The organism is Cupriavidus sp. 05L310 (genome assembly GCF_056398185.1).
Genome location: NZ_JBFTOX010000034.1, coordinates 1 through 23,656 on the forward strand (window position 1 = coordinate 1; position 23,656 = coordinate 23,656).

The following is a 23,656-nucleotide window of genomic DNA, read 5'->3' on the forward strand; positions in this document are numbered from 1 at the left end:
GCCGGGCACCGGCGGCGGAAGCCGGCGAGCGCCAGCAGCGTCCGGCCCGCGCCCCGCAAGGCCGTGGCCCGGCACCTGCCGACGGCGAACGCCGCGCGCCGCAGGCCCAGGGCCAGCGCGCTGGCCAGGGCAGCGGCCGTCCGGCCGCTGCCGGGCAAGGCAACCCGCGCAATGGCCAGGTGAACGGCAACCGCGCCGCCGGCAACGGCAATCGCAATGGTGATGTCGATGGCAACCGCGCCGCCGGCAACGGCAACGGCAACCGCAGCCGCGGTAGCGACGCCAACGGCAATCGCGCCGGCGGCGGCGCCAATGGCAACAGCCACGCAGCGCAGCCGCGCACCGGACAGGATGCCGCCCCGCGCGGCCGCCGTCCGGCGCCGCAAGCCGCGTTGCTGGGCGGCCAGCGCGCCAAGCCCACGCGCTGATCCACAGCGAGGCGGCCGCGCGCAATGTCCAGTCCAGGTCATGACCTTCCGGTTCCCGGCGATGACGGTGGCGTCCCGTATGCCACCCTCACGCCGGACCTGATGCTCGACGCCATGGAGGCCGCCGGTTTCGAACCCGACGGCCGCCTGCTGGCGCTCAATAGTTACGAGAACCGGGTCTGCCAGGTCGGGATCGAGGGCGGCGCGCCGGTGGTGGTCAAGTTCTACCGGCCTGGCCGCTGGAGCGACGCCGCCATCCTGGAAGAGCATGCCTTCGTGCAGCAACTGGCCGAGGCGGAGATTCCGGCGGTGCCGGCCATCGCGCGCGACGGCACCACGCTGCTGGCGCATGGCGGCTTTCGCTTTGCGGTGTTTCCCCGCTGTGGCGGGCGCGAGCCGGAACTGGACCGGGCCGATACGCTGACCTGGCTCGGGCGCTTTATCGGCCGCATCCATGCGGTCGGCGCCACGCGCCCTTACCAGGCGCGACCCACGATCGACGTGGAGAGCTTTGGCGTGGCCCCGCGCGACTGGCTGCTGGCGCAGGACTGCATTCCGGCGGAACTGCGCCCGGCCTGGCAGGCCGTCGCCGATCTGGCCATCGAGGGGGCGCGCCGCTGCTATGAGCGCGCCGGCGATGTGTCGCTGCTGCGCCTGCATGGCGATTGCCATCGCGGCAATGTGTTGTGGATCGAAGCGTCCCGGGCTGGCTCGCGCCCGCCCGGGCCGCATTTCGTCGACTTCGACGACAGCCGCATGGGGCCGGCGGTGCAGGATCTGTGGATGCTGCTGGAGGGCGATCGTGCCGCCATGCAGGGGCAGATGGCGGATATCCTGGCCGGGTATGAGGATTTCGCGGAGTTTCAGCCGCGGGAGCTTTATCTGGTTGAGGCGTTGCGGACGCTGCGGTTACTGCATTACAGCGCTTGGCTGGCGAGCCGGTGGCGGGATCCTGCTTTTCCGGCGGCGTTTCCGTGGTTTGGGAGTGCGCGGTATTGGCAGGATAGGATTCTGGAGTTGCGGGAGCAGGTGGCTTTGATGGATGAGGGGCCGCTTTGGCCGGTATGAGGGGTTTTGGGGGTTTGACTGCTTAACTTCAACGGCTTAAAGCCTTAAAGCCTTAAAGGCTTAAAGTCAAAGGCAGTTTCACCACCCCTGCGGGGCGGCGACCTACTTTCTTGTCTTGCCAAGAAAGTAGGCAAAGAAGGCGCGCCGGATGGGGCGACCCCCCCTCGTCGGCAGACAAAAAGAGCGGCCGGGACCCAAACTCGCATCGCCTTAAGGCGATACTCAAACATGGGTCCCTCTTTTCCGCTCTTTTTGCCTGCCGACGAGGCGCCCCATACGGCCTGGTACACCTTGACGGCTCGCTTCGCATCGCGGGTGGGTGTTTGCCGCCCCTCGGGCGGCAAACACGGATACACCGAATCTTTGATCGGGCGGTAGCGTTTTTATCCTCGACTCTTCGGCCTTTCGGGCCTTACTTCTTCCCCGGTGCTTTCACCAGCACTACCGGGCACGGCGCGTGCGCCAGCACGCGTCCCGCTACCGAGCCAATCACCGCATCGAAGAATGAGCCGCGTCCGTGCGTGCCCATGACGATGGCGCGCGCGTCCACGCTGGCGGCATAGGCGACGATGCGTTCCGGCGCGAAGCCGTGCAGTGCGTGCTGCTCGAAGGCGATGCCCGCGGCGGCGAGGATGTCCGCTACGGATTTCATGGCTTTCTCGCTTTCTTCCTGGTGCCAGGCGTCGATGGTGTCCTTGCTGACGAAGGCGCGCACCTGGCCGGTGACTTCGGGCGTCACATGGACCACGTGCACGGTAAAGCCGCTTTGCAGCAGCTTGCCCTCGACGATAAAGCGGGCGGCTGCGTCGGCAAAGGGCGAACCGTCGGTGGCGAGCACAATGTTGGTCATGGCGGCTATCTCCTGGTATGGCTGCAATCGTTGTTGGAAAGGGGCGGCGCCTGCATGTGTGTTGGGGGCGGCCACTGCGATCATCATGGCACCCGCGTGCCGGCCTTGCCAGGATCCAGATCAAATTGCGTGCATCTTTCCGCGCTTTGGCGATGTCGTTCCTTGCCGTTTTGACGGCTTCTTTGCACCGCGCCACGGGCATCTAAGCGCCTTTTTGATGTGCCGGAGCCTACCCTGCAGATAGGAAAACTCTACCGGTTGTTCCGGCTTGCCGCCATGTGGATCTACTATCGGTTGGCGATCGGCGCGCTCGCCGTGCTCGCGTTGATCGTGCTCTTTGTCAGGGAATTCGGGCTGGCCAGCGCCATCGCGCGCCGCGAGGAGGGCTTTGCGCGGGAGCCCGACGAGCAAGGTCCATGAGGGGGGGGCTGGCCCGTGGACAAGTTGCCGGCCGCGGTTCAGACTGCCGGTGCGCATGCAAACGGCAAAGGAGGGCAGCAAATGACGCAAGCCAGGCAAGATCCCACCGCTTATACGCAGACACCGGCTTTCGAAGCCGGCCGGGAGGTTCGTTCGGAGGTCATGGGGGCGCAATACGTGCAGCGCGCTTTCGAGGCCGCGCAGCAGCAGGGCGATGTCGGCCTGCAGCAACTTGTCACGGAATTCGCCTGGGGCACGGTGTGGACGCGCGAAGGGCTCGACCGCAAGCAGCGCAGCCTGGCCACGGTGTCGATGCTGATCGCGCTCAACCGGCCGCAGGAACTGACCGGGCATTTGCGCGGGGCGCTGGCCAATGGCGTGACGCCGCAGGAATTGCGCGAACTGGTGGTGCACAGCGCGGTGTACTGCGGCTTTCCGGCGGCGCTCGATGCGGGCCGAAAGCTGACGGATGTACTGGAGGCGGCTGGCGCGAAGGAATGAGGGGAGCTTGGTGGCGATCGCCCGCCGGGCTTGTCAGCGCTGCAGCGCCTGCGCCGCGAAACTCACGAGGTAGCCGCTGCCCAGGCAGGCGGCAATCCATCCGGCGAGGATCAGGGCAGTGTCTTTGATGGTCATGATGCGTTCCTGCTGTCTGTCAGTGCGTCCCGGACGGGGCGGTGCGCGCCGCACCGCCGTTGCCTTTCATACCGCGAAGCCGAACGGATAGTCCTGGAATACCGTGCGGGCGCCGTCGCTGAAGGCGTCGACCTTGCGCGCGCCGTTGGTGTAGGCGTCGGTGGCGCGGTGCACGTAGCCGTAGTCGTCCCCGGCGTGCGTGCCGGCGGCAAAGGCGGAGTTCAGCGAGAGCAGGGCGGTGCCGGCGATGGCGGCAGCGAGGAGCAGGCGGGCGGTGGTGACTTTCATGATCTATTTGTCTTGTTGAAATCGGGAGAACATGTTGCGTCTCCATGTGACAAAGGATAGATCTGGCACGGATCTGGCGCGCGGCCCTGTATCGTATTTAATGTTCAAATTTTTTGATTAATCGTCGCTTGCTGTTCCAGGCGTTCTGCCTGGCGGGCCGCAAAATCCTGCGCCGCGGCCAGCAGCCACGTACGCAGGCGCGACATGGCGTCGCTCACGGGCCGCGAGTCGGGCACGACGAGGTAGTAGGCGCGCTGCGAGCGCATGGCTTGCGCCACCGGCATCACCAGCAGGCCCAGCGCCAGGTATTCCTCCACCAGGAAACGCGGCACCAGGCCGACGCCCAGCCTGGCGCGGGCGGCGCTGATCACCATGCTATGGTGGTCGTAGCGCGTGCCGCGCATGGCGTTGACGTCGCCGACGCCTGCGGCTTCCATCCAGTTCTTCCAGTCGAGCCGCCGCGTCGAGAGATGCAGCAGCGGCGCCTGCGCGATCCGCTCTGCGCTGACCGGCGCCTCGCCGGCGAAGAAGTCCGGATGGCAGATCGGCACGGATTCCTCGTCGAACAGGGGATCGGCGCGTCCGCCAGGGTAGTTGGCCTCGCCGTAGTGGATGGTGGCGTCATAGGGCGTGCCATCGAACAGGAATACATCCGCCTGCGCGCTGAAATTGACCACCACCTGCGGATGCTGCGCATAGAACGCGGGCAGCCGGGGAATCAGCCATTCCACCGCCAGTGTCGGCACGCACGCCAGTTCCACGATGCCGCCCGCGCCCTCGTGCGCCATGATGTCCAGCGTATCGCGCTGCAGCTTCTGCAGGCTTTCCCGCACCTGGTAGCCGTACAGGGAACCGGCCGGGGTGAGGCTGACGCGCTGGTTGGCTCGATGGAACAGCGCCACGCCGAGCTGGCTCTCCAGCGTGGCGATCTGGCGCGAGACGGCGCTCTCGCTCAGGCATAGCTCCGCCGCGGCGCGGCGCAGGTTCTGGTGGCGGGCGGCGGCTTCGAAGGCGCGCAGGCTGCTCAGGCTGGGAATGCGGGAGGCGCTCATGGTCTCAATGCGTTGGTGGGAATCCCCTGGCGGGAATGGGTTCTGCAACTTGATGTAAAAAAGTCATCATCCTATGCGTAAATCTCGCTTGATGTAAAAAAGTTGATGACTAAAAATGCCGATCTCCGGGAACCCAGCGTCCTGGGTTCCCGCGTCCCCCGCCCCCCGAGAGACGGACCACGAGAGGGGACATCACAACCATAAGGAAACGAGGAGACCGGCATGAATCGACTGCTTCGCATCATCGGCCATTGCGGCATTTCAATGGGCCTGCTCGCGGCGGCCACGGCCAGCGCGGAAGAATTCCCCAACAAGCCGGTGCGCATCATCGTGCCGTACCCGGCCGGCGGCACCACTGACATGGTGGCGCGCATGATCGGCGACCAGCTCACCGCGATGTGGAAGCAGCCGGTGCTGGTGGACAACCGTCCCGGCGCGGGCGGCATCGTGGGCACCGGCGTGGCGGCCAAGTCGCCGGCCGACGGCTATACGCTGCTGATGGGTTCGGTCGGCGAGTTCGGCATCAATCCCACGCTGTACAAGAAGCTGCCCTATGACGCCGCGGCGGATTTCACGCCGGTATCGCTGGTCGCCAAGGTGCCCAATGTAGTGGTGGTTTCGCCGGCGTTCGCCGAGCGCGCCCGCGTGCAGACGCTGGCGGAGTTCATCACCTACCTGAAGGCCAATCCCGGCAAGGTGAACATGGCTTCGGCAGGTAATGGCACCTCGACCCACCTGGCCGGCGAGTTGTTCCAGCGCATGACCGGCACGCAGATGAGCCACGTTGCCTACAAGGGCAGCAGCCCGGCGCTGGCCGACCTGATGGGCGGCAGCGTGGACGTGATGTTCGACAACCTGCCGGCGTCGATCCAGTTCGTCCGCTCGGGCAAGCTCAAGGCGCTGGCCGTGACCTCCGCCGGCCGTTCGGCGGCGCTGCCCAATGTGCCTACCGTGGCGGCGGCCGGTCCGGTCGAGGGCTTCGACGCCAGCCCGTGGTTCGGGCTGTTCGCCCCCAAGGGCCTGCCCGCCGCGCTGGCGCAGAAGATCAGCCGCGACCTGGCACGCGCCACCAGCGATCCGGCCATCCAGGCCAAGCTGCGCGAGCAGGGCGCCGAACTGGCGCCGAACACGCCCGAGGCATTCGCCGAGCTGGTCCGCAACGACCGCCGCAAGTGGGGCGAGATCGTCAAGCTGTCCGGCGCCACGGTCGACTGAGCGCGGCCGACGCCAGCCCCGCGCATGCTGCCGCGCGGGGCCGGCCAGATTTCTCGCAGTACGCCGCGCAGCCCCGCCTTTGCCTCTCTCCGCCAGCATCCCATGAGCACGCCAGTCCATCCGTACGCCTTCGCGCCCGCCATGCGGGAGCCGCAGGGCTCGCCCATCCGCGAACTGTTTCCCTATATGAGCCTGCCGGGCATGATCTCCTTCGCCGGCGGCTATCCCTCCCCGGCCAGCTTCGATGCCGGCGCGTTGCAGGACGCCGCGGCCAGGGTCATGGCCAGCGACCCGGCACAATGCCTGCAATACGGGCCGACCGAAGGCATGCCGGCGCTGCGTCGCGAGTTGTCGGCATTGATGGCCGGGCGCGGCGCCCCCCTGCCGCCCGAACAGATCGTGGTGACATCGGGCTCGCAGCAAGGGTTCGAGTTGCTGGTGCAGGCCTTCGTCGCGCCCGGTACGCCGGTGTGGGTGGAGACGCCGACCTATCCCGCCGCCGTGCAGGCGCTGCGGCTGGCCGGCGCCGCGGTGCGCGGCATCCCGTCCGACCAGGACGGGGTGTGCGTGCAGACCCTTGCCGCCATGCTGGCTGACTGCCGTGACGAGGAGCGGCCACGGCTGCTTTACCTGGTGCCCACTTTTGCCAACCCGAGCGGCCGCACGTTGGCGCTGGAGCGCCGCCGCGCGCTGCTGGCGCTCGCCGCGCAGCATCGCATCGTGGTGGTGGAGGACGATCCCTACGGCAGCCTGCGTTTCGACGGCGAGCCGCTGCCATCGCTGTTGTCGCTGGCCGCGCAAGACCCCGCGCTGACGCCCTGGGTGATTTACCTCGGCAGTTTTTCCAAGACCATGGCGCCCGGGCTCCGGCTGGGCTGGATGGCGGGGCCCGCCGAGATCCTGCGGCGTGCCGTGATCGCCAAGCAAGTGTCCGATCTCTGCACGTCGCCGTGGCTGCAACTGGCGATGGCCACCTGCCTGGCCGATGGCCTGCTGGCCCGGCAGACCGCGCGCATCATCGACCTGTACCGCCACAAGCGCGACCTGATGGTGCGGGCGCTGGCCGATGCCTTTGGCCCCGCGCTGCGCGGCGAAACCCCGCAGGGCGGCATGTTCCTGTGGTGCGAGATCGAAGGCGTGGCCGATGCGGCGAGCCTGCTGCCGCATGCCATCGCGGCGCGGGTGATGTATGTGCCGGGCGCCAGTTTCAGCGTGGACGGGCAGCGCTCGGGCGCGCTGCGGCTGTCGTTCGCCACGGCTTCGGATGAGCAGATCGTGCAAGGCGTGGAACGGCTGGCGCAAGCGGTGCGCGCCAGCCAGGGCGGCGCGGCGGGCTGAGCCGGTTCCGCCTATGGGATACTGGGGCGATCTTCCAGCCCCGGTATCCCCGCTCACCATGCCCGCTTCCTGGCCTCGCGACGCCTGGCCCCATTCCGGTTTCGACCCCGCCGCCCGCGACAGCGACGGCAAGTTGCTCCCCGGCGATCACTTGCTACGTACGTGGTGGCGCCGTCCCGAAGTGGCGCCGGTGGAGGCGTCGTGCGACGCCGAGCGCGCGCTGCACGCGGCGCTGATCGCGGATCCCCGGCGGCCGGTGGCCGCCGGGGAGATTGCCGCGCTGCAGGACGCCGATGCGCGCGAGAACTACGGCGTGGTGCTGGCCATGCGCGAGCGCCTGTTAGCGGCGCCCACCGTCGAGGCGGCTTACCTGGATATCTTTCGCCAGGGCAACGTGACCGTACCGCCGGTCTTTATCGACCAGCTCGCGCACCTGATCGTGCACGGCATCCTGCATGACAACCCCGACCCGATGGAATGGCGCGCGGCGGAACTGTTCTCCCGCGCGCAAAAAGTGTCGTTGCAGGAGGGCGCGGTCATGCTGGCCGATGCCGAAACGGTCGAACTGCACGCATCGGGGAGCGTCTACGGCGAACTGGGACGCTTGCTGGCGCAAGCGCAGATTCCCGCGCGCAAGGTCGAACTGGATGTGCTGGATCGCGACAACGCCCCGGCTTACTGGACCCGCAACGAACGCCGCGACACCGTGATCCGCTTCGCCAGCGGCAGCGCGGCGCTCGGGGCGTTCAGTCGCGTGCTCGCACGGTGGGTGCGGCACTTCTTCGGGGTGGAAGTGACGGTGATGCCCTTGAGCGCGATCGAGGACCGGCACTGGGCCTGGCACATCGGGCTGGACGCGCAGGCCACGCAGATCCTCAACGATCTGTACCGGGGGGAGGAACTGGAGCCGGAGCGGCAACGGCGCATCCTGTCGCTGTTCCGGCTGGATTTTGCCGATCCGTCCGTGGTCAGGCCGGACGTTGCCGGCCGCCCGGTCTATCTGGCCGCGGCGATGAACGAGGCCGGCGTCTTCAGGATGAAGCCGCAGAATCTGCTGCTGAATCTGCCGCTGGCCTCGGTGTCGTAGGCACTTGCCGCAATAGCAGCAGTGCCAGCAGAAGCAGCCATGTCCTCGCCATCAGCGGCGCCAGTCGCGATCACGGTCGCGCCATTCGTGCTCATGCTCATGGCGCTCGCGTTCGCGCCAGCGCTGCTCGCGCCATTCGCGTTCACGCCACTCGCGCTCGCCGCGGCCATAGTATCTGGGACCGTAGTAGCCAGGTCCCGCCACCACGACCGGCTGGGGCGCGACATATACCGGGGCTGCTTCGTAGACCGGCGCGGCGCGGTAGACCGGGGCCGGCTGGTAGACGGGAGCCGCCTGATAGACCGGAGCAGGGGCGACGAACACCGGGCCGGGCAGGCCGATGCCGATGTCCACGTCCACGCGCGCGAAGGCCGCGCCTGAAGCAAGGCCCGCGACAGCGGCAAAGGCGCAAAGGGTGGCAAGTTTCCGCACGGGTGACTCCGGTTAGTAGTTGCCGCCACTGTAATGCGGCGCGCCGTTGTCAGGTATTAGCGGGCCAATACAACTGTGTCTTCTTGTAACTCCGGTGGAAATCAAGCGCTGCGCCACGGCAGGCGCCGCCCCAGCCAGGGCGCCAGTGCGGAGGTTGCCACGCCCAGCGCGATCAGCGCGAGCCCGGCCGAGAGATCCGCCGAGATGCGCTCCTGGAACGCCACCGCCGACACCACCAGCCCGATCACCGGCACGCACAGCATGGCGATCGAGGTCGCGGCGGGCGGCAGGGTCTGCGTCATGTTGAGCACCACGATAAAGGTCAGCGCGGTGGCCAGCGGCCCGGTATAGAACAGCAGCGGCCAGATCTCGGGCATCGACAGGAAGTGCGGCGCGCCGTCGCGCAGCAGGGCCAGCAGCACCAGCGGCACCGAGGCGACCGCGGTCTCCCACGGGATCATGTCGGCGCCCAGCCGCACCGCGCGGTTCGCGCGCAACTGGATGATGCTGAGCGACCAGGCCAGCGACGCGCCGAGCAGCATCACCAGGCCCACGGCGGTATGCAGCTGCCAGTCGCGCAGCGCCGGCGCGATCATCAGCGCGATACCGGCATAGCTCAGGCCGGTGGCGATCCATTGCGGGCGCGACAGCCGCTCCTTGAGCACCAGCGACGACAGCGGAATCACCCAGACCGAGGTGGCATAGGCAATCACCGAGGCGCGGCCCGGCGGCACGTACTGCAGCGCCCACAGCGCCAGCGCGGTGAAGGCCGCCATCTGCAGCAGGCCCACGCCGATCACCAGCGGCCACTCCTGCCGCGTCGGCAGCCGCAGCCGGCGCAGGGCGCCCAGCACCAGGAAGCTGATCGCGGCGGCCGAGACAAAGCGCGCGGCGGCAAACCACAGCGGGCTGACGTGGGTCAGGCCCAGCTTCATGACCGGCCAGTTGCCGCCCCAGATCGCCACGGCGCAGGCGAGGGGAATAAACCGGCGCCATCCTTGTTGTGCTTGCATGCTTCTACTCGATTCCGTGACCAGATTGCCCCGCCGCCGCGGATGGGTGGGGGAGGCTGGAAAGTCTACGGTCTATTGCGCCGCAGCATAAACCGAAGCCAACTGCAAATCCCGCTCGCTGCGGCATAGAATGCTGCTATTCGAAAAAGCGGGAGCGCAACGTGCTGGACATTGACCTGGACGCCACGGATATCCGGATTCTCAACGAGCTGCAGCGAGATGCCAGCCTGACCAATGTGGAGCTGGCCAGCCGCGTCAGCCTGTCGCCCTCGCCGTGCCTGGCGCGGGTCAAGCAGCTGGAAAAACAGGGCGTGATCTCGCGCCGGGTGACGCTGCTGGATGCGCGCCGGCTCGGCCTGAAGGTGGTGGTGTTCATCCAGATCTCGCTGGACAAGCAGCGCCGCGAAACGCTCGATGCCTTCGAGCGGCGTATCACCACCTTGCCGCAGGTGATGGAGTGCTACCTGATGTCGGGCGATGCCGATTACCTGCTGCGCGTGGTGGTGGCCGACGTGGAAGCGCTGGAGCGGCTGATCATCGACCAGATCACGCGCATCCCCGGTGTGTCCAGCATCCGTTCGAGTTTTGCGCTCAAGCAGGTGCTGTACAGCACGGCATTGCCGCTGGGCTGAGGCGCTGGCTCAGGAGGACGCCCGCAGCGCTTCGCGCGCCGTGAGCGCCACCACGCTGTCGATGCGCGTGTCGGCACAGGCCACGGCGATGCCGTCGGACAGCAGGGGCGCGGCCAGCCGCGTCAGCACATTGCCGGGCGGCATTTCCACCGCCAGGCGCACGCCGCATTCGCGCGCCAGCAGCATGGTCTCGTGCCAGCGAACGGGCACGGCGAGGTTGCGCGCCAGGTCGGCGCCGATGCGGGCGGGGTCGCGCAACTCGCGCGCCGCGCTGGCGCTGAAGTAGCGCAGGCGCGGCCGGTCGAGGCGCACGTCGGCGAAGGCATGAACGAGCGCGTGCGCCGCGCCGTCGAGCAGGGCGCAGTGCGAAGGCACGCTGATGGCGATGGGTTTGGCCGCATGCGCGCCGCTGTCCAGCGCCAGTTCCGCGACGCGCGCCATGGCCGGTGCGGCACCCGCGATCACGAACTGGGCGGGCGCATTGAGGTTGGCCAGGTAGACCGGCGATCCCGGCCCGTGCACCTGCGCGATCACGCGCTCCAGCGGGCCAAGTTCCATGCCCAGGATCGCCGTCATGCCATAGCCGTCCGGATATGCCTGCTCCATCAGTTGGCCGCGCAGCGCCACCAGCCTGAGCGCATCAGCATAGTCCAGCACGCCCGCGCACACCGCGGCCGGGTAGGCGCCGATCGACAGGCCTGCCACCGCATCGGGTTTGGCGCCCTCGGCAAGCAGGCAGCGCGCCATCGCCACGCCGGCGATCAGCAGGCTGAGCTGCACGGCCACGGTGGAGGCGAGTTCGGCCGCACTGTCGAGCGCGAGCGCATCGCGCCCGAGTGCGTCGCTGGCTTCGTCGAGCGCGGCGCGCACCGCCGGATGAGCGGGCAGCGCGTGCAGCATGCCGGGACGCTGGGCGCCCTGGCCGGGGAAGGTGAACAGCGTGCTCATGGCGTGCTGCAAATCAGGGGGTGCCATGGATCGTTGCTCATGACGGGACCGTTCGCCGTCTTGAGCAGCACGCGGCCTCCCGTGCGTGCGCGTTCGCGCAGCGCAAAGGCGCCGAAGGGCGTGGACACCTGGATATCGATGCGGACATCGGTAGCGTCGAGCAGGGCGGCGAGCGCCCGTTCGGTGCCCGTGGCAAGCGGCACGGTGGCGGTGACGAGCAGATCGAGATCGCTGCCGGCATGCAGCACATCGATGCCGGAGGCGAGCGTGAAGCCGGTTCCGCCCGTCACGCCCCAGTTCACCTGCGCATCGTCCAGCAGCGGCGCCACGCGAGCGAGCGCGGCCAGCGCCGGCAATTCCCGGCGGCGTGGATGGTCCCGCCAGCGCGCCTGCCGCGCGATCATGCCCGGCGTCACCACGCGCGCCACTTGCGTATCGGGCAGCCACGCCGCGTGGCGCTGCGCGCGCGTGGTGCCGCGCAGCCCGACCGGGACGCGGGCACCGTCAAGGCGGTCGCGCCGCACGACAAGCGGCGCACGCGCCAGCCATTCGACCGTCGCCCAGGCAGGCAGCGCATTGGCACCGGCGAAGGCCTGCGGGTCGGTGAGCCACAGCAGGTCGTGTGGCAGCAGCGTGCGTGCGGTCATGTCATTGCCCTGCGGCGCGGCATGCCATGGCTTCAGTCCTGCCACTGCTGCGCGAGTACTTCGCGCACGCGGCCGGAAGCCTGCCGGTTTTGCCCGCCGAGGCGGCTGCGCAGATCGGGCTGCGGGTCGGCCTGGATATCGGCCAGCGCCGCCAGCAGCGCGCCCTGCACGGCGTCGAGATCGGCAGCATCCGGCTGCGCGGCGTGTTTCACGCCGATCATTTTCCACAGCAGCCCCAGCGTGGCGTAGTTGCCGATGTCGTACGCCATCGGCGGCACGCTGGCGGCAAAGCTCTCCAGGTCCTCCACGCTGCGCATGGTGATGCGGGCGGCGGCCTGCTTGCCCATCGCGTGCACTTCCACGCCGGCATCGTCCAGCGCGATCAGGCGATTGGCCTGGTAGCCGTGCGCCAGGAAGGCGCCGGACATGGCGCGCCCGACCAGCAGCGCGATCACGGGATGCCCTTGCAGCCGCGCCGTGGCGTAGGCGCCGGCCGCGCCGGCCAGGGCCTGGTGGATGCCGAAGGCTTCCTCGCGCCGGCCATAGGCCTGGCTGGGCGTATCGACGATGGCGACAATGGGCCGCCTGATCGCGGCGTCGCGGTCGGCCTGCACGGCTTCATGCACCGCCTGCGCGAGCGACCAGCCTTCGAGCAGGCCCACCTCGCCGCCGCGCACGCGCGGGTAGGCGTTGGCAGCGTCGGGCACCACCGCGATAAAGCGTGCCGGCCGACCGCCAAGCTCCGCGTCGGCAACCTGCACGGTGGCGGGATAGCCGGGGCGGCGCGGGGCGTTGCGGGTCAGCGCCGCGAGCCAGGTTTCGCCGCGGCCTGGGGCGCTTGCTGTACTCGTGCTTGTACTCATGACTTTGCTCCTGGTGCGTAGATGGCGCGGACGGTCTCCGGCTCCGGCTGGCGCGCCGGATCGTATTCGGCCAGGCATTGCAGGTAGTGCGCGTAGCGTTCGCTGCGGTGCGCGGCCGGCACGCCGCCTGCCAATAGCGCTTGCACGGCGGCACGGATGGCATCGCTGTCGTCGTCGACGTAGCGGTCGGCCAGGCCGGTGGCGATGCGCTGCTCGCCGCCGGTAAAGCTCCAGATAAACGGCCGGTCGCGCGAATCGTATTCAGCGACGCCCGCTTCCTGCTCGATCACCTGCGGGCCGTTGAGGCCCAGCCGCGCTTCGCGCGTCACCACCAGGTAGCTGCACAGCCCCGCCGCGATCGACATGCCGCCGAAGCAGCCCACCGTCCCGGCGATCACGCCCACCACCGGCTGGTAGCGGCGCAGGTCGACGATGGCCGCGTGGATGTCGGCGATGGCGGCCAGTCCCAGATTGGCTTCCTGCAGCCGCACACCGCCGGTCTCGAACAAAATCACGGCGCGCGTGGGCACGCCGCGGCGGTTGTCCTGCGCGGCCAGTTCCAGCGCACCGGCGATCTTGGCGCCGCCCACTTCGCCCAGGCTGCCGCCCTGGAACGCGCCCTCGATGGCGAGGACCACGGTGGGCTGTCCGCCGATGCGGCCCTTGGCCACCACAACGCCGTCGTCGGCCTGCGGCACTACGCCCTGGCGTTCCAGCCACGGCGAGACCAGTCGATCGAACGGGCCCGCCAGTTCGCGGAAGCTGCCGGGATCGAGCAGCGCATGCGCCCTTGCGCGTGCGCCCAGCTCGACAAAGCTCTCGCGCGTCAGTAGCGATGCGTGGTTCATGATTGCTCCCCGCCATCGGTGCCGAGCGCTTCGAAGGCTTCCGCCAGCCGCATGCCCACCACCCCCGGCGTGGCGCCGAAATCGTGGATGCGGATACGCATGGCGGCGCGCGGTTCGGCGCTGAACACGCGCGAGAGCTGCGCGTCCCAGACCTTGCCGTAGCCGTCCACCGACGTGGTGACATGGATGGTGGTGGTGCCGGACGTACCGGGCTCGACCATCACTTCAAGGTCGCCGGAGCCGACCACGCCTACCAGCACGCGCTGGCTTGCCGGCGCACCGGCGGGATATTCGAACTGGAGCTGTTCCATTAGTTGTCTCCTTGCACGGGGCAATGTACCGGCGGTGTCGCGGATGGCAACCGGTCCAGGAAAAAAGTGGCGGCGAGCAGATCGGCCGCGCCGCCGGGCGAGGCGTTGCAGGCCAGCATGCCGGCTTCCAGGCGGCGCAGCAGGCGGCGTCCGGCCAGCGTGGCGATGCCGCCTGCCGCGAGCACCTGGCTGGCGCCTTCCTGCATCAGCGCAAGCCCTTCGCGGCCGGCGCGGGCCAGCACGCAGGTATCGTCGAGGCGGCGCATGATCGCCAGCAGCGCGTTGACGCGCGCGCTGGGCTCCGCGTCGCCGCGCGCGCGGCTGCGCCGCAGCTCAGGCAGGCCGGCGCGTAGTACATGCGGGAAGCCTGCCTGCGCCTGGCCGCGCGCGCCGCTGACGCCGTAGTCGATGCACGCGCGTTCGCCCTTGTTGCCGGTGTGCGCGGGGCGATGGCGGTCGGGCAGGCGCGCGATGGCGCCGGCGGTCCGTGCCACGCCGTGCGCACTGCGCGTATCCCGGTGCAGGCCAGCCGCGCCCACCAGCAGGCCCAGGCTCCAGATCGCGCCGCGATGCGTGTTGATGCCGCCGGTGGCGCGCATCATGGCGGCCTCGGCGTCCCGGCCGAGCGCGCCCAGCCGCTCGCGCAGCGCCACGCCGGGCCGGGCGGCGCGCATGCCCGCTGCCGCCATTTCGGCGAAGGCGGGGTGCAGCGCGCGCGCCGAGACGCGCATCAGGTCCAGGTTGAGATCGGCATGCGCGCCATTGCCGCGGCCATCGACCAGCCCGGGCTTGGGCGACAGCGCGGCCTCGTCGATCAGCGCGCTCACGGCGAGATCCGCCAGCGCAATCGCCTCCGGTTCGAAGGCGCCATCGATGCCCGGCCCGGCGAGCCATGCGGGGCTCGCCATCACCAGCTCCGGAACCGTGCGGGCGGCTCGTACAGCCCGCCCGACCAGTCGACCAGGTCGGCCATGCTCTTTGCCGCGAGCAGCGAACGGGTTGCCTGGCTGCGTTGCACGCCGAGATCCTCCGGCAGCGCAATCAGGCCGTCGCTGCGCATGCGGCGCGTAGTGGCGGGGTCGTGGCGCAGTCCGATCGGCGTCACGCCGGCGACCGCCGCCAGCATGGCGCGGCGTTCCTCCAGCGAGCGCGCCTTGTAGAGATACGCGATGCCTTCCTCGGTCAGTACATGGGTTACGTCGTCGCCGTAGATCATCACCGGCGCCAGCGGCATGCCGCTGTCCTTCGCCACCTGCACCGCGTCGAGCGATTCGACGAAGGTCGGCTTGCCGCCGGCCTGGAAGGTCTCCACCATCTGCACCACCAGCTTGCGGCCGCGCGCCAGCGGATCGTCGGTCTCGATCAGGTCCAGCCAGGCGGGCGTGGGATGACGCCGCCCGCCGGGGTTGTGGCCCATGTTTGGCGCGCCGCCAAAGCCGGACAAGCGGCCGCGTGTGACCGTGGAGGAATGGCCGTCGCCGTCGATCTGCAGGGTGGAGCCGATGAACAGGTCCACCGCATACTGCCCGGCAAGCTGGCAGAAGGCGCGGTTGGAGCGCATCGATCCATCGGCGCCGGTGAAAAACACATCGGGCCGCGCGGCCACGTAGTTCTCCATGCCGAGTTCGCTGCCGAAGCTGTGCACGCTTTCCACCCAGCCGGATTCGATGGCGGGAATCAGCGTGGGGTGCGGGTTCAGCGTCCAGTACTTGCAAATCTTGCCCTTGAGTCCGAGCGACTCGCCGTAGGTTGGCAGGATCAGTTCGATGGCCGCGGTATTGAAGCCGATGCCGTGGTTGAGCGATTGCACCTGGTGGCGCTCGTACACGCCGCGGATCGCCATCATCGCCATCAGCACGTGCACCGGCTTGATCAGGCGCGGATCGCGCGTGAACAGCGGCTCGCAGAAGAAGGGCTTGTCCGCCTGCACCACGTAGTCGATCCACGAGCCGGGGATATCCACGCGGGGCAGGCCGGCGGGGTCGTCCACGATCTCGTTGACCTGGGCCACCACGATACCGTCGCGGAAGGTGGCGGCCTCCACCAGCGCCGGCGTGTCCTCGGTGCTGGCGCCGGTGTAGAGGTTGCCGTCGCGGTCGGCCTTGTAGCCGGCGATCAGCACGATGTTCGGCGTCAGGTCCACATAGAGCCGCGCGTACAGCTCAATGTACGTGTGGATGGCGCCGACTTCCAGTTGCCCGTCTTCCAGGAACTGCGAGATGCGCAGGCTCTGCGCGCCGGCAAAGGCAAAGTCCAGCTTCCTGGCGATGCCTCGCTCGAACAGGTCGAGGTGTTCCACCCGGCTCACGCTCGGGATGATCATGTGCAGTCCGTGCACCTTGGCCGGGTCCACCCCGGCCAGCGAGCGCGAGAGGAAATCGGCCTGCTTCTGGTTGTTGCCCTCCAGCACCACGCGGTCGCCCGGCGCGGTGATGGCTTCGAGAAAAGGGATGATGTCGGCGGTGGGCACGACGCGGCCGCTGGCAAAGGCGGCGCCGCGGGCAAGGCGGCGGCGCTTCTCCGTGCGGCGGGTGTCCCACTGTCTGTCCGTGGCTGGGTTCGGCATCGCGTCTCCGGTGTGCTTGATGCGGGTGATGGCACCAAGATACGCACGGCGTGCGGCGCAAGCAATGACGCTGCCCGCGGCATCGTTACTCTAGGTGTAAGTGTTGGCGGCACGACATGCAAGCCGGTCACTCGCACTGCGTGCGGACCGAACGCCGCTGCGCGGCGGGCAAATGCCTGTCCGGTCACTACGAGCATTCAAGGCTCCTGGCGCGACGTTAATCCCATGCTAACGATTCACTCCCCGGGTTGATTGATGCGCTGCGGCGGCTCGCCTAGATTGCATCCATACCGGACGGATGTGCGCGCACAAGCCCGCTCCCTGCACCGGCGGACCCGCCGCCCATAGAGCGGGCCAAACACAAACCCGGAACCAGCCTGCGCGCAAGCATGTGGACAGGCCATCAGGAGACAGCACCATGATCATCTACGGAACCGCCTTGCTGGCGCTCTGCCATCTCGCCGGCCTGTTCCTCGGCGAATTGCTGGGGATTGCCATCGGCGTCAAGGCCAATGTGGGCGGCGTCGGCATCGCGATGCTGCTGCTGATTTCGATACGGCTCTATCTGCACGGGCGCGGGCTCTTGCCCAAGGAGACCGAAGCGGGCGTGGGCTTCTGGGGCGCGATGTATATCCCCGTGGTGGTAGCGATGGCTGCGCAGCAGAACGTGGTGGCCGCGCTGCGCGGCGGGCCGGTAGCCCTGATCGCGGCAATCGGCGCGGTGCTGGTGTCAGCCTGCTGCATCGCCGTGCTCAGCCGCACCGGCGACCACGCGCCCTTGCCGCCGCTGCCGTCCCCTGAAGCCACCCCCAGCCACGCTTCGCACTGAGAGGCCGCCATGTCGATTTCCTCCGCACAATCCATTCCCCACCTGCTGGATACCATCCTGTTGCAAAACGGCCTGGTCACCGCCTTCGCTGCCGTTGGCATCATCATGTGGTTGTCCTCGCGCCTGTCACGCTGGCTGACCTTCGGCCGTGTCCATGCCTCCGCCATCGCCATCGTGATAGGCCTGCTGCTGGCTTACTACGGTGGCATCGCCACCGGCAAGGAGAAGGGCCTGGCCGACATCTCGCTGTTCTCCGGTATCGGCCTGATGGGCGGCGCCATGCTGCGCGATTTCGCCATCGTCGCCACCGCCTTCGAAGTGCAGGTCACGGAGGCGCGCAAGGCGGGGCTGGTAGGCGCCATCTCCCTGCTGCTCGGCACCATCCTGCCGTTTATCGTGGGTGCCGCGGTGGCGCGCGCGTTCGGCTACAGCGACGCGGTCAGCATGACCACCATCGGCGCCGGGGCGGTGACGTATATCGTGGGGCCGGTGACCGGCGCCGCGCTGGGCGCCAGCTCCGACGTGATCGCGCTGAGCATTGCCACGGGGCTGATCAAGGCCATCATCGTGATGGTGGGAACGCCCATGGCGGCAGGCTTCCTTGGCCTGAACAACCCGCGCGCCGCGATGGTGTTCGGCGGGTTGGCGGGTACTGTCAGCGGTGTATCGGCGGGGCTGGCGGCGACGGATCGCAGGCTGGTGCCTTATGGTGCGCTGGTGGCGACGTTCCACACTGGCCTGGGGTGCTTGCTGGGGCCGTCGTTGTTGTTTCTGGCGACCAAGGCGGTGGTGGGTTAGTCGACGCCGTCCGGATGAGAGGCGCTCGTTGCAGCAGTGGCAAGCTCGTTTGCTGGATTTCTGATTTGCCCGCTGCAACCATCGCGCCGATGCGCCCTCCCTTATTCCGGATCTCGTTGTGCTGCGCAATCAGGAGGGTTCACGGATGGTTGTCCCGTGGCGCGACGGCGATCAGATTTTTCGCGTCTTCCGCACTTAGCCATCCCGTCCCAGCGCGGCACTGAATCTCGATCCGCCTCGGTGGCAGGCTCTCTTGACGCCCAATTGCGCACCGTTCCCACCTCGCCGCACGGAAGAGCGTTGGTGAGCCGTCAGCCTCGGAGCTTGCAAGTACGGACACTTCCTTCTTCAGGATCACCAACGTGGGGAAATCGCTGCTGCGCTGTATTTCGCGGATGCTGTGCAGGTATTCATTCTCGACCTGGAGCTTGTGGACATAGCTTGCCGCCGATGCGCCGCCAACTAGCAGCACAAGTACGACGAGCCGGACGAGCCAGTTGGTCCAATGGGAAGCAGGGCTCCGAAACCAGAAAATACCAGCTAGCAGGAAAAGGGCCGCAGTGCCAAGCGACCAGGACGCAGTCTGCGCAAGTCGCTGCCCTGAACAATCTTCTCCGCAAATCGGGACAAATCGAGCAAGCGGCAACGAAGCCAAAAGCCCAATGACTGCGCCGATGGCACTTAACAAGACAACGGAAGCCACACGTTTCACTTGATGTCCCAAAACAATATTTCGCTTGAGTTGCCCAGATCAGAGTAAAAGGGCGTGGCATTGACGCCGACCGCAAAGCGCAGGAAGTTGGTTACTGCACCCTGAGCACTGCTTGACGTCAACCTGGAGCCATTCCAGAGGTCAATATGACCGCCAGTTGCGTTGGACTGGCCTGAGCGCCTCCAATAGTTCTTGAATGCGACAATGCCAGTACGACCCTTGATTTTCCTCTGCCATTCGGCGCCGGTGATATTTTCCGGTACACCAATGCCGGCGAACGGCTTTAGCCGAAGCCAGTCCGTTTGGCTTGCTCGCTCCCATGACTTCTCCATTGCGGATTCAAATACGTGCCAGATCGGTGTCGATGCGGCAGCGTAGCGCAGTAAGCGAGTGGAAAGGTCTGCATTTGCATGCGGAAATTTCCGGATACATGCCTGACGCCCACGTTTGGTCCGCTAGAAGGGATTGGCCAGGAATTGGGCGCAACTGCTCAGCCTGTTTGGCCATGTGCAGATTGGCTATTGCACGAAAAATGGTCACGGGTTCGCACTGGGTGCGAGAGCAAGTGCAGAATCCGTTCGGATGGACGCCAAGTGGAATCGCCCGCGCGGCGCCCTTGGGGACGCCTGAGGCGTCACCAATAACGTACTCCACAGGCGTTTGCGCAGAGTCCGTTGCCGGTATCTAGCTCGGCGCCCGCATCGCCAACCTGCACACCGCCGCCAGCGCCAGCAGGTTCGGATCCCGCTCGCGCCGCCGCAGGAAGCTCAGCCCGATGGTCTGGCGCAGCCGGTATTGCGAGGACAGCGGGATCAGCGTCACCTTGTGCGGGAACACGTCGCGCACGCGGCCTGGCAGCAGGGCGTAGCCCACGCCGCCGCTGACCAAGTTCATCAGCGAGAAGATGTCGCCGACCTTCATCACCACATTGGGCGTGAAGTCGGCAATGCGGAAGGCCTCCATAAAGCCTTGATAGGTGATGAAGCCCTCGCTGAGCGTGACGAAGGGCTCGTCCCTGCATTGCCGCAGGTCGATGGATGCTTGCTGCGCGTAGGGCGAATCCGCTGGCGCGGCGAAGTAGATCTCGTCCTCGAACAAGGGAATGGACTCGATCTCCGTATCCGGCTCTGGCATGGCCATCAGCGCCGCGTCGATGGCGCCTTGCTTGAGCTTGAAGAGCAGGTCCGCGTTGGAGCCCAGCACGAGTTCCGCCTGCAGTTCCGGCCGCCTGACCTTGATGCCGATCACCACGTCCGGCACGGTGCGGATGGTCAGCGAATAGAGCGAGCCGATCTTCATGTGATCGGCCGAGTACCCGGCGGCCTGGCGCGTGGCGCGGATGCCGTCGGCCATGGTCTTGATCACATCGTCGGCCACATCCGCCAGCACATGCGCGGCTTCGGTCGGCAGCAGGTTGCGCCCTTCGTGGCGGAACAGGGCGCAGCGCATGCCTTCTTCCAGCGAGTGCAGCGCGCGATGCACGCTGACGGTGCTCACGTCCAGCGCCTCGGCGGCTTTGGCGAGGTTGCCGGTCTCCATGTAGGCAAGCAGGACTTCCAGCTTGCGGAAGGTGATTTCTTCGTTGATCCGGTTTCGCATAGGAGGCGCGGCGTTCGTGCGTGCGGTGGCGGTGACCGGAGCATGATAACCAGATTCGAAGCCGCGCGGCCCCGTGGACAGCACCGGGGCCTCGCAAGCGGCGCTTTGGTTCAGCGCGGCGTCATGCGGATCGCGCCGTCCAGGCGAATGGTCTCCCCGTTCAGCATGGCGTTCTCCAGGATATGCAGCGCGGTCGAGGCGAACTCATCCGGCGTGCCCAGCCGCGCCGGGTGCGGCACCGAGGCGCCGAGCGATGCGCGCACGTTCTCCGGCAGGCGCGCCAGCAGCGGCGTATCGAACAGGCCGGGCGCGATCGTGCAGACGCGGATCATGCGCTGGGCCAGGTCGCGCGCCGCCACCAGCGTCATGCCGACGATGCCGGCCTTGGCCGAGGCGTAGGGGATCTGCCCGATCTGCCCTTCGTAGGCGGCTACCGATGCCGTCAGCACGCAGGCGCCACGCTCGCCGTCGACCGGTTCGTTGCGGGCCATGCGCGCCGCCGCGAGACGCAGCGTGTTGAAGGTGCCGACCAGGTTGATGCGCACGATCGATTCGTACTTTTCCAGCGAACCGGGCTGGCCGTCCTTCTCGACCAGGCGCACCGGGCCGCCCACTCCGGCGCAATGGATCAGCGCGCGCATGGTGCCCAGGGCGTCCGCCGCGTCGAACACGCGGGTCATCTGCGCGGTATCGCAGACATCGGCCTGGACAAAGCGGGCCAGCTCGCCGAGTTCCCGCACGGCGGCGGCGCCATTCTCTTCGGACAGGTCGGCGATCACCACGGCCACGCCGCGCTCGGTGAGGCGGCGGGCGCAGGCGAGGCCCAGCCCCGAGGCGCCCCCGGTGACGACGGCGGACATGTTGGCAAGTTTCATCTGGACTCTCCTCGTTCTTGGTATGGATGCACAGGTACCGGCTCAGAGCCGTTCGATGATGGTGGCGTTGGCCATGCCGCCGGCCTCGCACATCGACTGCAGGCCGTAGCGCTCGCCGCTGTCTTCCAGCGCGTGCAGCATGGTGGTCATCAGGCGCGCGCCCGAGGCGCCCAGCGGATGGCCAAGCGCGATCGCGCCGCCACGCGGGTTCAGGCGCGCGGGATCGGCGCCGAGCGCGCGCTGCCAGGCCAGCGGCACGCAGGCAAAGGCTTCGTTGATCTCGTAGTGGGAAATCGCATCGAGGCCAAGGCCGCTCTTTTCCAGTGCGCGCTTGCTTGACGGGATCGGGGCGGTCAGCATGGTCAGCGGGCTGTCGCCGCACGCATCGAAGGCCACGAAACGCGCCCGCGCATTCAAGCCCAGGCGCGAGGCGGCGCGTTCGCTCATCAGCAGGATGGCACAGGCGCCGTCGCTGATCTGCGAGGCATTGCCCGCGGTTACGTTCCAGCCGATCTGCGGGAAGCGCTGGCCCAGCGCCTCGTCGCGAAACGACGGCGCCAGCGTGGCAAGGCGCTCGGCCGTGGTGGCGGGGCGGATGGTTTCATCGTGCTGGACCAGGCCGGCGGCGGTGCGGATCGGCAGGATCTCGCGGCGGAAGGCGCCAGCTTCTTGCGCCTGGTGCGCGCGCTGGTGTGATTGCGCGGCGTAGTTGTCGAGGTCGCCGCGCGACAGTTCCCACTGCGCCGCGACCAGCTCCGCCGCCACGCCCTGCGACACCAGCCCGGGCGCGTAGCGCGCCTCGAAGGACGGCCCGTAGGGGTTCTGCCCGATGCGGCCGGAGCCCATCGGCACGCGGCTCATCGATTCGATGCCGCAGGCGATCACGATATCGTAGGCGCCCGCCATGATGCCTTGCGCGGCAAAATGCACGGCCTGCTGGCTGGAGCCGCACTTGCGGTCGATGGTGGTGGAAGGCACATGCTCGGGAAAGCCGGCCGCCAGCCACGCGACGCGGCCCGGCGTGGCGGACTGCTCGCCCACCTGGCTGACGCAGCCGGTGATGACGTCTTCCACCAGCCCTGGGTCCAGCTTGTTGCGCTCCACCAGCCCGGCCAGCACCTGCGCCAGCAATTCCGTGGGGTGCAACCCGGTAAAGGCCGAGCCGGGCTTGGACCGGCCCATGGGGGATCGGATGGCGTCTACGATGACGGCTTGCTGCATGGCGGTGCTCCGGATGTGCGGTGGATGGAAGTTGGTGTGGTGCCGGATCAATTGCCGGTGAACGCCGGCTGGCGCTTGTCCAGGAAGGCGGAGACCGCTTCCCGGTGGTCCGCGGTCTGGTGCGACAGCGCCTGGAAGCCGGCCGACAATTCCAGCAGCGTATCCAGCCGTGTGTGCAGCGCTTCGCGCAGCAGGCGCTTGGCCAGCCGTACCGCATGCGGCGGATTGGCGGCGATGCGCTCCGCCAGTTCATTGGCCGTGGGCAGCAACTGCTCCGCCGGCACGACGCGCGAAACGAGATTCCACTCCAGCGCCTGGCGCGCATCGATGACCTGCCCGGTAAAGGTCAGCTCCGCCGCTCGCGACAGCCCGATCACGCGCGGCAGCAGCCACGCGCCGCCATCGCCCGGAATGATCCCCAGTTTGACGAAGCTCTCGGCAAACTGCGCCTGCTCCGAGGCAATGCGCATATCGCACATGCACGCCAGATCGAGGCCCGCGCCCATGGCCGCACCATTGACGGCGGCAATCACCGGCACCTCCAGGTTGAACAGCGCCAGCGGCAGCCTCTGGATGCCCAGGCGATAGTCCTGGCGAATCTCCATGCCCGGCACCTGGCCTGAGGCCTGGCGCTCCATGTCGCGGATATTGCCGCCCGACGAGAATGCGGAGCCGGCGCCGGTGATGATCACCGCGCGCACGCTGGTGTCGCGGTGGATGCGGTCGATGGCATCCAGGAAGTCGGCCACCGCGGTATTGCCGGTGAGCGGGTTGCGCCGCTCGGGCTCGTTCATGGTCAGGGTCACGATGTGGCCCTGTTGTTCATAGCGCAGGAAGCTGGTCATGCGGAGTCTCCTAGTTGGCGTGTCAGGCGTGTCTGCTTGGCCTTGCTCTGGTGACGAATGTCATGGCTTGGGAATGCTGGCACGATCGGTGCTGTTGCCGGGCGGGGACGACACCATCATCCTGGTGGGCCGTTC

At 67.8% G+C, this 23,656-nt stretch carries 27 protein-coding genes and 1 pseudogene; 10 read left to right on the plus strand and 18 right to left on the minus strand.

The features are described from left to right. Together AC1DS6_RS23825 and AC1DS6_RS23830 are read left to right on the plus strand one after the other, a co-directional pair. Window positions 1-428 (plus strand): annotated as a pseudogene (locus tag AC1DS6_RS23825) (DEAD/DEAH box helicase); the annotation flags it as partial. Window positions 429-452: 24 nt separating this feature from the next. Further along, a complete protein-coding gene (locus AC1DS6_RS23830) occupies window positions 453-1,496 on the plus strand; it encodes a serine/threonine protein kinase (protein ID WP_477103292.1) in 1,044 nt (347 codons plus the stop codon). A 412-nt stretch (window positions 1,497-1,908) separates the two neighbouring features. Here AC1DS6_RS23830 and AC1DS6_RS23835 read toward each other — a convergent pair whose 3' ends face one another. Beyond that, the gene (locus AC1DS6_RS23835; RefSeq protein ID WP_045237308.1) at window positions 1,909-2,346 is read right to left on the minus strand and encodes a universal stress protein; all 438 of its coding nucleotides are present in this window, start codon (window positions 2,344-2,346) and stop codon (window positions 1,909-1,911) included. Between the two features lie 276 nt (window positions 2,347-2,622). On the opposite strand from AC1DS6_RS23835, the gene AC1DS6_RS23840 reads away from it, so the two are divergent. Both AC1DS6_RS23840 and AC1DS6_RS23845 read left to right on the plus strand, forming a co-directional pair. After that, window positions 2,623-2,766: a hypothetical protein gene (locus AC1DS6_RS23840; protein ID WP_441636669.1), complete on the plus strand. Its 144-nt coding sequence runs from the start codon at window positions 2,623-2,625 to the stop codon at window positions 2,764-2,766. Window positions 2,767-2,847: 81 nt separating this feature from the next. After that, window positions 2,848-3,267 (plus strand): carboxymuconolactone decarboxylase family protein, encoded by a 420-nt coding sequence (locus AC1DS6_RS23845; RefSeq protein WP_441636667.1) that lies wholly within the window; start codon window positions 2,848-2,850, stop codon window positions 3,265-3,267. Window positions 3,268-3,468: 201 nt separating this feature from the next. On the opposite strand, the gene AC1DS6_RS23850 is transcribed toward AC1DS6_RS23845, so the two are convergent. Both AC1DS6_RS23850 and AC1DS6_RS23855 read right to left on the minus strand, forming a co-directional pair. Continuing rightward, a complete protein-coding gene (locus AC1DS6_RS23850; protein ID WP_441636665.1) occupies window positions 3,469-3,690 on the minus strand; it encodes a hypothetical protein in 222 nt (73 codons plus the stop codon). A 104-nt stretch (window positions 3,691-3,794) separates the two neighbouring features. Continuing rightward, on the minus strand, window positions 3,795-4,742 hold the full coding sequence (locus AC1DS6_RS23855) for a LysR substrate-binding domain-containing protein (protein WP_441636663.1): 948 nt from the start codon (window positions 4,740-4,742) through the stop codon (window positions 3,795-3,797). A gap of 264 nt (window positions 4,743-5,006) precedes the next feature. On the opposite strand from AC1DS6_RS23855, the gene AC1DS6_RS23860 reads away from it, so the two are divergent. From AC1DS6_RS23860 to AC1DS6_RS23870, 3 genes are all read left to right on the plus strand, one after another. Continuing rightward, window positions 5,007-5,957 carry a Bug family tripartite tricarboxylate transporter substrate binding protein gene (locus tag AC1DS6_RS23860; RefSeq protein WP_276290381.1) on the plus strand — a complete coding sequence of 317 codons (951 nt, stop codon included), beginning with the start codon at window positions 5,007-5,009 and terminating at the stop codon, window positions 5,955-5,957. Between the two features lie 102 nt (window positions 5,958-6,059). Next, window positions 6,060-7,295 carry an aminotransferase-like domain-containing protein gene (locus tag AC1DS6_RS23865; RefSeq protein ID WP_477103293.1) on the plus strand — a complete coding sequence of 412 codons (1,236 nt, stop codon included), beginning with the start codon at window positions 6,060-6,062 and terminating at the stop codon, window positions 7,293-7,295. Window positions 7,296-7,353: 58 nt separating this feature from the next. Next, on the plus strand, window positions 7,354-8,382 hold the full coding sequence (locus tag AC1DS6_RS23870; RefSeq protein ID WP_441636659.1) for a DUF6352 family protein: 1,029 nt from the start codon (window positions 7,354-7,356) through the stop codon (window positions 8,380-8,382). Window positions 8,383-8,433: 51 nt separating this feature from the next. On the opposite strand, the gene AC1DS6_RS23875 is transcribed toward AC1DS6_RS23870, so the two are convergent. Then, a complete protein-coding gene (locus AC1DS6_RS23875; protein ID WP_035869463.1) occupies window positions 8,434-8,814 on the minus strand; it encodes a hypothetical protein in 381 nt (126 codons plus the stop codon). A gap of 101 nt (window positions 8,815-8,915) precedes the next feature. Then, entirely contained in the window at window positions 8,916-9,827 is a 912-nt protein-coding gene (locus tag AC1DS6_RS23880; RefSeq protein ID WP_035869461.1) for a DMT family transporter, read from the minus strand. 161 nt (window positions 9,828-9,988) lie between these two features. On the opposite strand from AC1DS6_RS23880, the gene AC1DS6_RS23885 reads away from it, so the two are divergent. Beyond that, window positions 9,989-10,459, plus strand: coding sequence for an Lrp/AsnC family transcriptional regulator (locus tag AC1DS6_RS23885; protein WP_006158020.1), 471 nt, complete (start codon window positions 9,989-9,991; stop codon window positions 10,457-10,459). 9 nt (window positions 10,460-10,468) lie between these two features. Here AC1DS6_RS23885 and mdcH read toward each other — a convergent pair whose 3' ends face one another. Genes mdcH through mdcA form a run of 7 tightly spaced genes read right to left on the minus strand, consistent with a single transcriptional unit; the run spans window position 10,469 to window position 16,642 of the window. Beyond that, the gene (gene mdcH / locus AC1DS6_RS23890; protein WP_441636671.1) at window positions 10,469-11,407 is read right to left on the minus strand and encodes a malonate decarboxylase subunit epsilon; all 939 of its coding nucleotides are present in this window, start codon (window positions 11,405-11,407) and stop codon (window positions 10,469-10,471) included. Continuing rightward, the gene (locus AC1DS6_RS23895) at window positions 11,404-12,054 is read right to left on the minus strand and encodes a malonate decarboxylase holo-ACP synthase (protein ID WP_477103294.1); all 651 of its coding nucleotides are present in this window, start codon (window positions 12,052-12,054) and stop codon (window positions 11,404-11,406) included. Before AC1DS6_RS23895 ends, mdcH begins: the two co-directional genes overlap by 4 nt. 32 nt (window positions 12,055-12,086) lie before the next feature. Further along, window positions 12,087-12,917 carry a biotin-independent malonate decarboxylase subunit gamma gene (gene mdcE / locus AC1DS6_RS23900; RefSeq protein ID WP_477103295.1) on the minus strand — a complete coding sequence of 277 codons (831 nt, stop codon included), beginning with the start codon at window positions 12,915-12,917 and terminating at the stop codon, window positions 12,087-12,089. Continuing rightward, window positions 12,914-13,765, minus strand: a complete 852-nt coding sequence (locus AC1DS6_RS23905) for a biotin-independent malonate decarboxylase subunit beta (RefSeq protein WP_441636653.1) — start codon at window positions 13,763-13,765, stop codon at window positions 12,914-12,916. The genes mdcE and AC1DS6_RS23905 overlap by 4 nt, the downstream gene beginning before the upstream one ends. Then, a complete protein-coding gene (locus AC1DS6_RS23910; RefSeq protein ID WP_441636651.1) occupies window positions 13,762-14,076 on the minus strand; it encodes a malonate decarboxylase subunit delta in 315 nt (104 codons plus the stop codon). The genes AC1DS6_RS23905 and AC1DS6_RS23910 overlap by 4 nt, the downstream gene beginning before the upstream one ends. After that, window positions 14,076-14,984, minus strand: coding sequence for a triphosphoribosyl-dephospho-CoA synthase (locus tag AC1DS6_RS23915; RefSeq protein WP_477103296.1), 909 nt, complete (start codon window positions 14,982-14,984; stop codon window positions 14,076-14,078). The genes AC1DS6_RS23910 and AC1DS6_RS23915 overlap by 1 nt, the downstream gene beginning before the upstream one ends. Next, window positions 14,984-16,642, minus strand: coding sequence for a malonate decarboxylase subunit alpha (gene mdcA, locus AC1DS6_RS23920; protein ID WP_477103297.1), 1,659 nt, complete (start codon window positions 16,640-16,642; stop codon window positions 14,984-14,986). The genes AC1DS6_RS23915 and mdcA overlap by 1 nt, the downstream gene beginning before the upstream one ends. 418 nt (window positions 16,643-17,060) lie before the next feature. On the opposite strand from mdcA, the gene madL reads away from it, so the two are divergent. Next, window positions 17,061-17,471, plus strand: coding sequence for a malonate transporter subunit MadL (gene madL, locus AC1DS6_RS23925; protein ID WP_441629220.1), 411 nt, complete (start codon window positions 17,061-17,063; stop codon window positions 17,469-17,471). A gap of 9 nt (window positions 17,472-17,480) precedes the next feature. Further along, window positions 17,481-18,269 carry a malonate transporter subunit MadM gene (gene madM, locus AC1DS6_RS23930; RefSeq protein WP_441629222.1) on the plus strand — a complete coding sequence of 263 codons (789 nt, stop codon included), beginning with the start codon at window positions 17,481-17,483 and terminating at the stop codon, window positions 18,267-18,269. A 139-nt stretch (window positions 18,270-18,408) separates the two neighbouring features. On the opposite strand, the gene AC1DS6_RS23935 is transcribed toward madM, so the two are convergent. The 6 genes from AC1DS6_RS23935 to AC1DS6_RS23960 form a co-directional block, all read right to left on the minus strand. Continuing rightward, window positions 18,409-18,981, minus strand: coding sequence for a hypothetical protein (locus AC1DS6_RS23935; RefSeq protein ID WP_441629224.1), 573 nt, complete (start codon window positions 18,979-18,981; stop codon window positions 18,409-18,411). Then, a complete protein-coding gene (locus AC1DS6_RS23940; RefSeq protein WP_477103298.1) occupies window positions 18,978-19,313 on the minus strand; it encodes a T6SS effector amidase Tae4 family protein in 336 nt (111 codons plus the stop codon). Before AC1DS6_RS23940 ends, AC1DS6_RS23935 begins: the two co-directional genes overlap by 4 nt. Before the next feature lie 352 nt (window positions 19,314-19,665). Continuing rightward, window positions 19,666-20,580 carry a LysR family transcriptional regulator gene (locus tag AC1DS6_RS23945; protein WP_441629228.1) on the minus strand — a complete coding sequence of 305 codons (915 nt, stop codon included), beginning with the start codon at window positions 20,578-20,580 and terminating at the stop codon, window positions 19,666-19,668. A gap of 110 nt (window positions 20,581-20,690) precedes the next feature. Next, window positions 20,691-21,455, minus strand: a complete 765-nt coding sequence (locus AC1DS6_RS23950; RefSeq protein ID WP_441629230.1) for an SDR family NAD(P)-dependent oxidoreductase — start codon at window positions 21,453-21,455, stop codon at window positions 20,691-20,693. A 42-nt stretch (window positions 21,456-21,497) separates the two neighbouring features. After that, the gene (locus AC1DS6_RS23955) at window positions 21,498-22,676 is read right to left on the minus strand and encodes a thiolase family protein (RefSeq protein WP_477103299.1); all 1,179 of its coding nucleotides are present in this window, start codon (window positions 22,674-22,676) and stop codon (window positions 21,498-21,500) included. A gap of 47 nt (window positions 22,677-22,723) precedes the next feature. Further along, window positions 22,724-23,521, minus strand: a complete 798-nt coding sequence (locus AC1DS6_RS23960) for a crotonase/enoyl-CoA hydratase family protein (protein ID WP_477103300.1) — start codon at window positions 23,519-23,521, stop codon at window positions 22,724-22,726. Between the last annotated feature and the right edge of the window lie 135 nt (window positions 23,522-23,656).

Excerpts from the sequence above, each read along its gene's own strand:
- AC1DS6_RS23830 (WP_477103292.1), top strand. The coding sequence starts at position 453 with ATGTCCAGTCCAGGTCATGACCTTCCGGTTCCCGGCGATGACGGTGGC.
- AC1DS6_RS23835 (WP_045237308.1), bottom strand. The coding sequence starts at position 2,346 with ATGACCAACATTGTGCTCGCCACCGACGGTTCGCCCTTTGCCGACGCA.
- AC1DS6_RS23840 (WP_441636669.1), top strand. The coding sequence starts at position 2,623 with ATGTGGATCTACTATCGGTTGGCGATCGGCGCGCTCGCCGTGCTCGCG.
- AC1DS6_RS23845 (WP_441636667.1), top strand. The coding sequence starts at position 2,848 with ATGACGCAAGCCAGGCAAGATCCCACCGCTTATACGCAGACACCGGCT.
- AC1DS6_RS23850 (WP_441636665.1), bottom strand. The coding sequence starts at position 3,690 with ATGAAAGTCACCACCGCCCGCCTGCTCCTCGCTGCCGCCATCGCCGGC.
- AC1DS6_RS23855 (WP_441636663.1), bottom strand. The coding sequence starts at position 4,742 with ATGAGCGCCTCCCGCATTCCCAGCCTGAGCAGCCTGCGCGCCTTCGAA.
- AC1DS6_RS23860 (WP_276290381.1), top strand. The coding sequence starts at position 5,007 with ATGGGCCTGCTCGCGGCGGCCACGGCCAGCGCGGAAGAATTCCCCAAC.
- AC1DS6_RS23865 (WP_477103293.1), top strand. The coding sequence starts at position 6,060 with ATGAGCACGCCAGTCCATCCGTACGCCTTCGCGCCCGCCATGCGGGAG.
- AC1DS6_RS23870 (WP_441636659.1), top strand. The coding sequence starts at position 7,354 with ATGCCCGCTTCCTGGCCTCGCGACGCCTGGCCCCATTCCGGTTTCGAC.
- AC1DS6_RS23880 (WP_035869461.1), bottom strand. The coding sequence starts at position 9,827 with ATGCAAGCACAACAAGGATGGCGCCGGTTTATTCCCCTCGCCTGCGCC.
- mdcH (WP_441636671.1), bottom strand. The coding sequence starts at position 11,407 with ATGAGCACGCTGTTCACCTTCCCCGGCCAGGGCGCCCAGCGTCCCGGC.
- AC1DS6_RS23895 (WP_477103294.1), bottom strand. The coding sequence starts at position 12,054 with ATGACCGCACGCACGCTGCTGCCACACGACCTGCTGTGGCTCACCGAC.
- mdcE (WP_477103295.1), bottom strand. The coding sequence starts at position 12,917 with ATGAGTACAAGCACGAGTACAGCAAGCGCCCCAGGCCGCGGCGAAACC.
- AC1DS6_RS23905 (WP_441636653.1), bottom strand. The coding sequence starts at position 13,765 with ATGAACCACGCATCGCTACTGACGCGCGAGAGCTTTGTCGAGCTGGGC.
- AC1DS6_RS23910 (WP_441636651.1), bottom strand. The coding sequence starts at position 14,076 with ATGGAACAGCTCCAGTTCGAATATCCCGCCGGTGCGCCGGCAAGCCAG.
- AC1DS6_RS23915 (WP_477103296.1), bottom strand. The coding sequence starts at position 14,984 with ATGGCGAGCCCCGCATGGCTCGCCGGGCCGGGCATCGATGGCGCCTTC.
- mdcA (WP_477103297.1), bottom strand. The coding sequence starts at position 16,642 with ATGCCGAACCCAGCCACGGACAGACAGTGGGACACCCGCCGCACGGAG.
- madL (WP_441629220.1), top strand. The coding sequence starts at position 17,061 with ATGATCATCTACGGAACCGCCTTGCTGGCGCTCTGCCATCTCGCCGGC.
- madM (WP_441629222.1), top strand. The coding sequence starts at position 17,481 with ATGTCGATTTCCTCCGCACAATCCATTCCCCACCTGCTGGATACCATC.
- AC1DS6_RS23940 (WP_477103298.1), bottom strand. The coding sequence starts at position 19,313 with ATGGAGAAGTCATGGGAGCGAGCAAGCCAAACGGACTGGCTTCGGCTA.
- AC1DS6_RS23945 (WP_441629228.1), bottom strand. The coding sequence starts at position 20,580 with ATGCGAAACCGGATCAACGAAGAAATCACCTTCCGCAAGCTGGAAGTC.
- AC1DS6_RS23950 (WP_441629230.1), bottom strand. The coding sequence starts at position 21,455 with ATGAAACTTGCCAACATGTCCGCCGTCGTCACCGGGGGCGCCTCGGGG.
- AC1DS6_RS23955 (WP_477103299.1), bottom strand. The coding sequence starts at position 22,676 with ATGCAGCAAGCCGTCATCGTAGACGCCATCCGATCCCCCATGGGCCGG.
- AC1DS6_RS23960 (WP_477103300.1), bottom strand. The coding sequence starts at position 23,521 with ATGACCAGCTTCCTGCGCTATGAACAACAGGGCCACATCGTGACCCTG.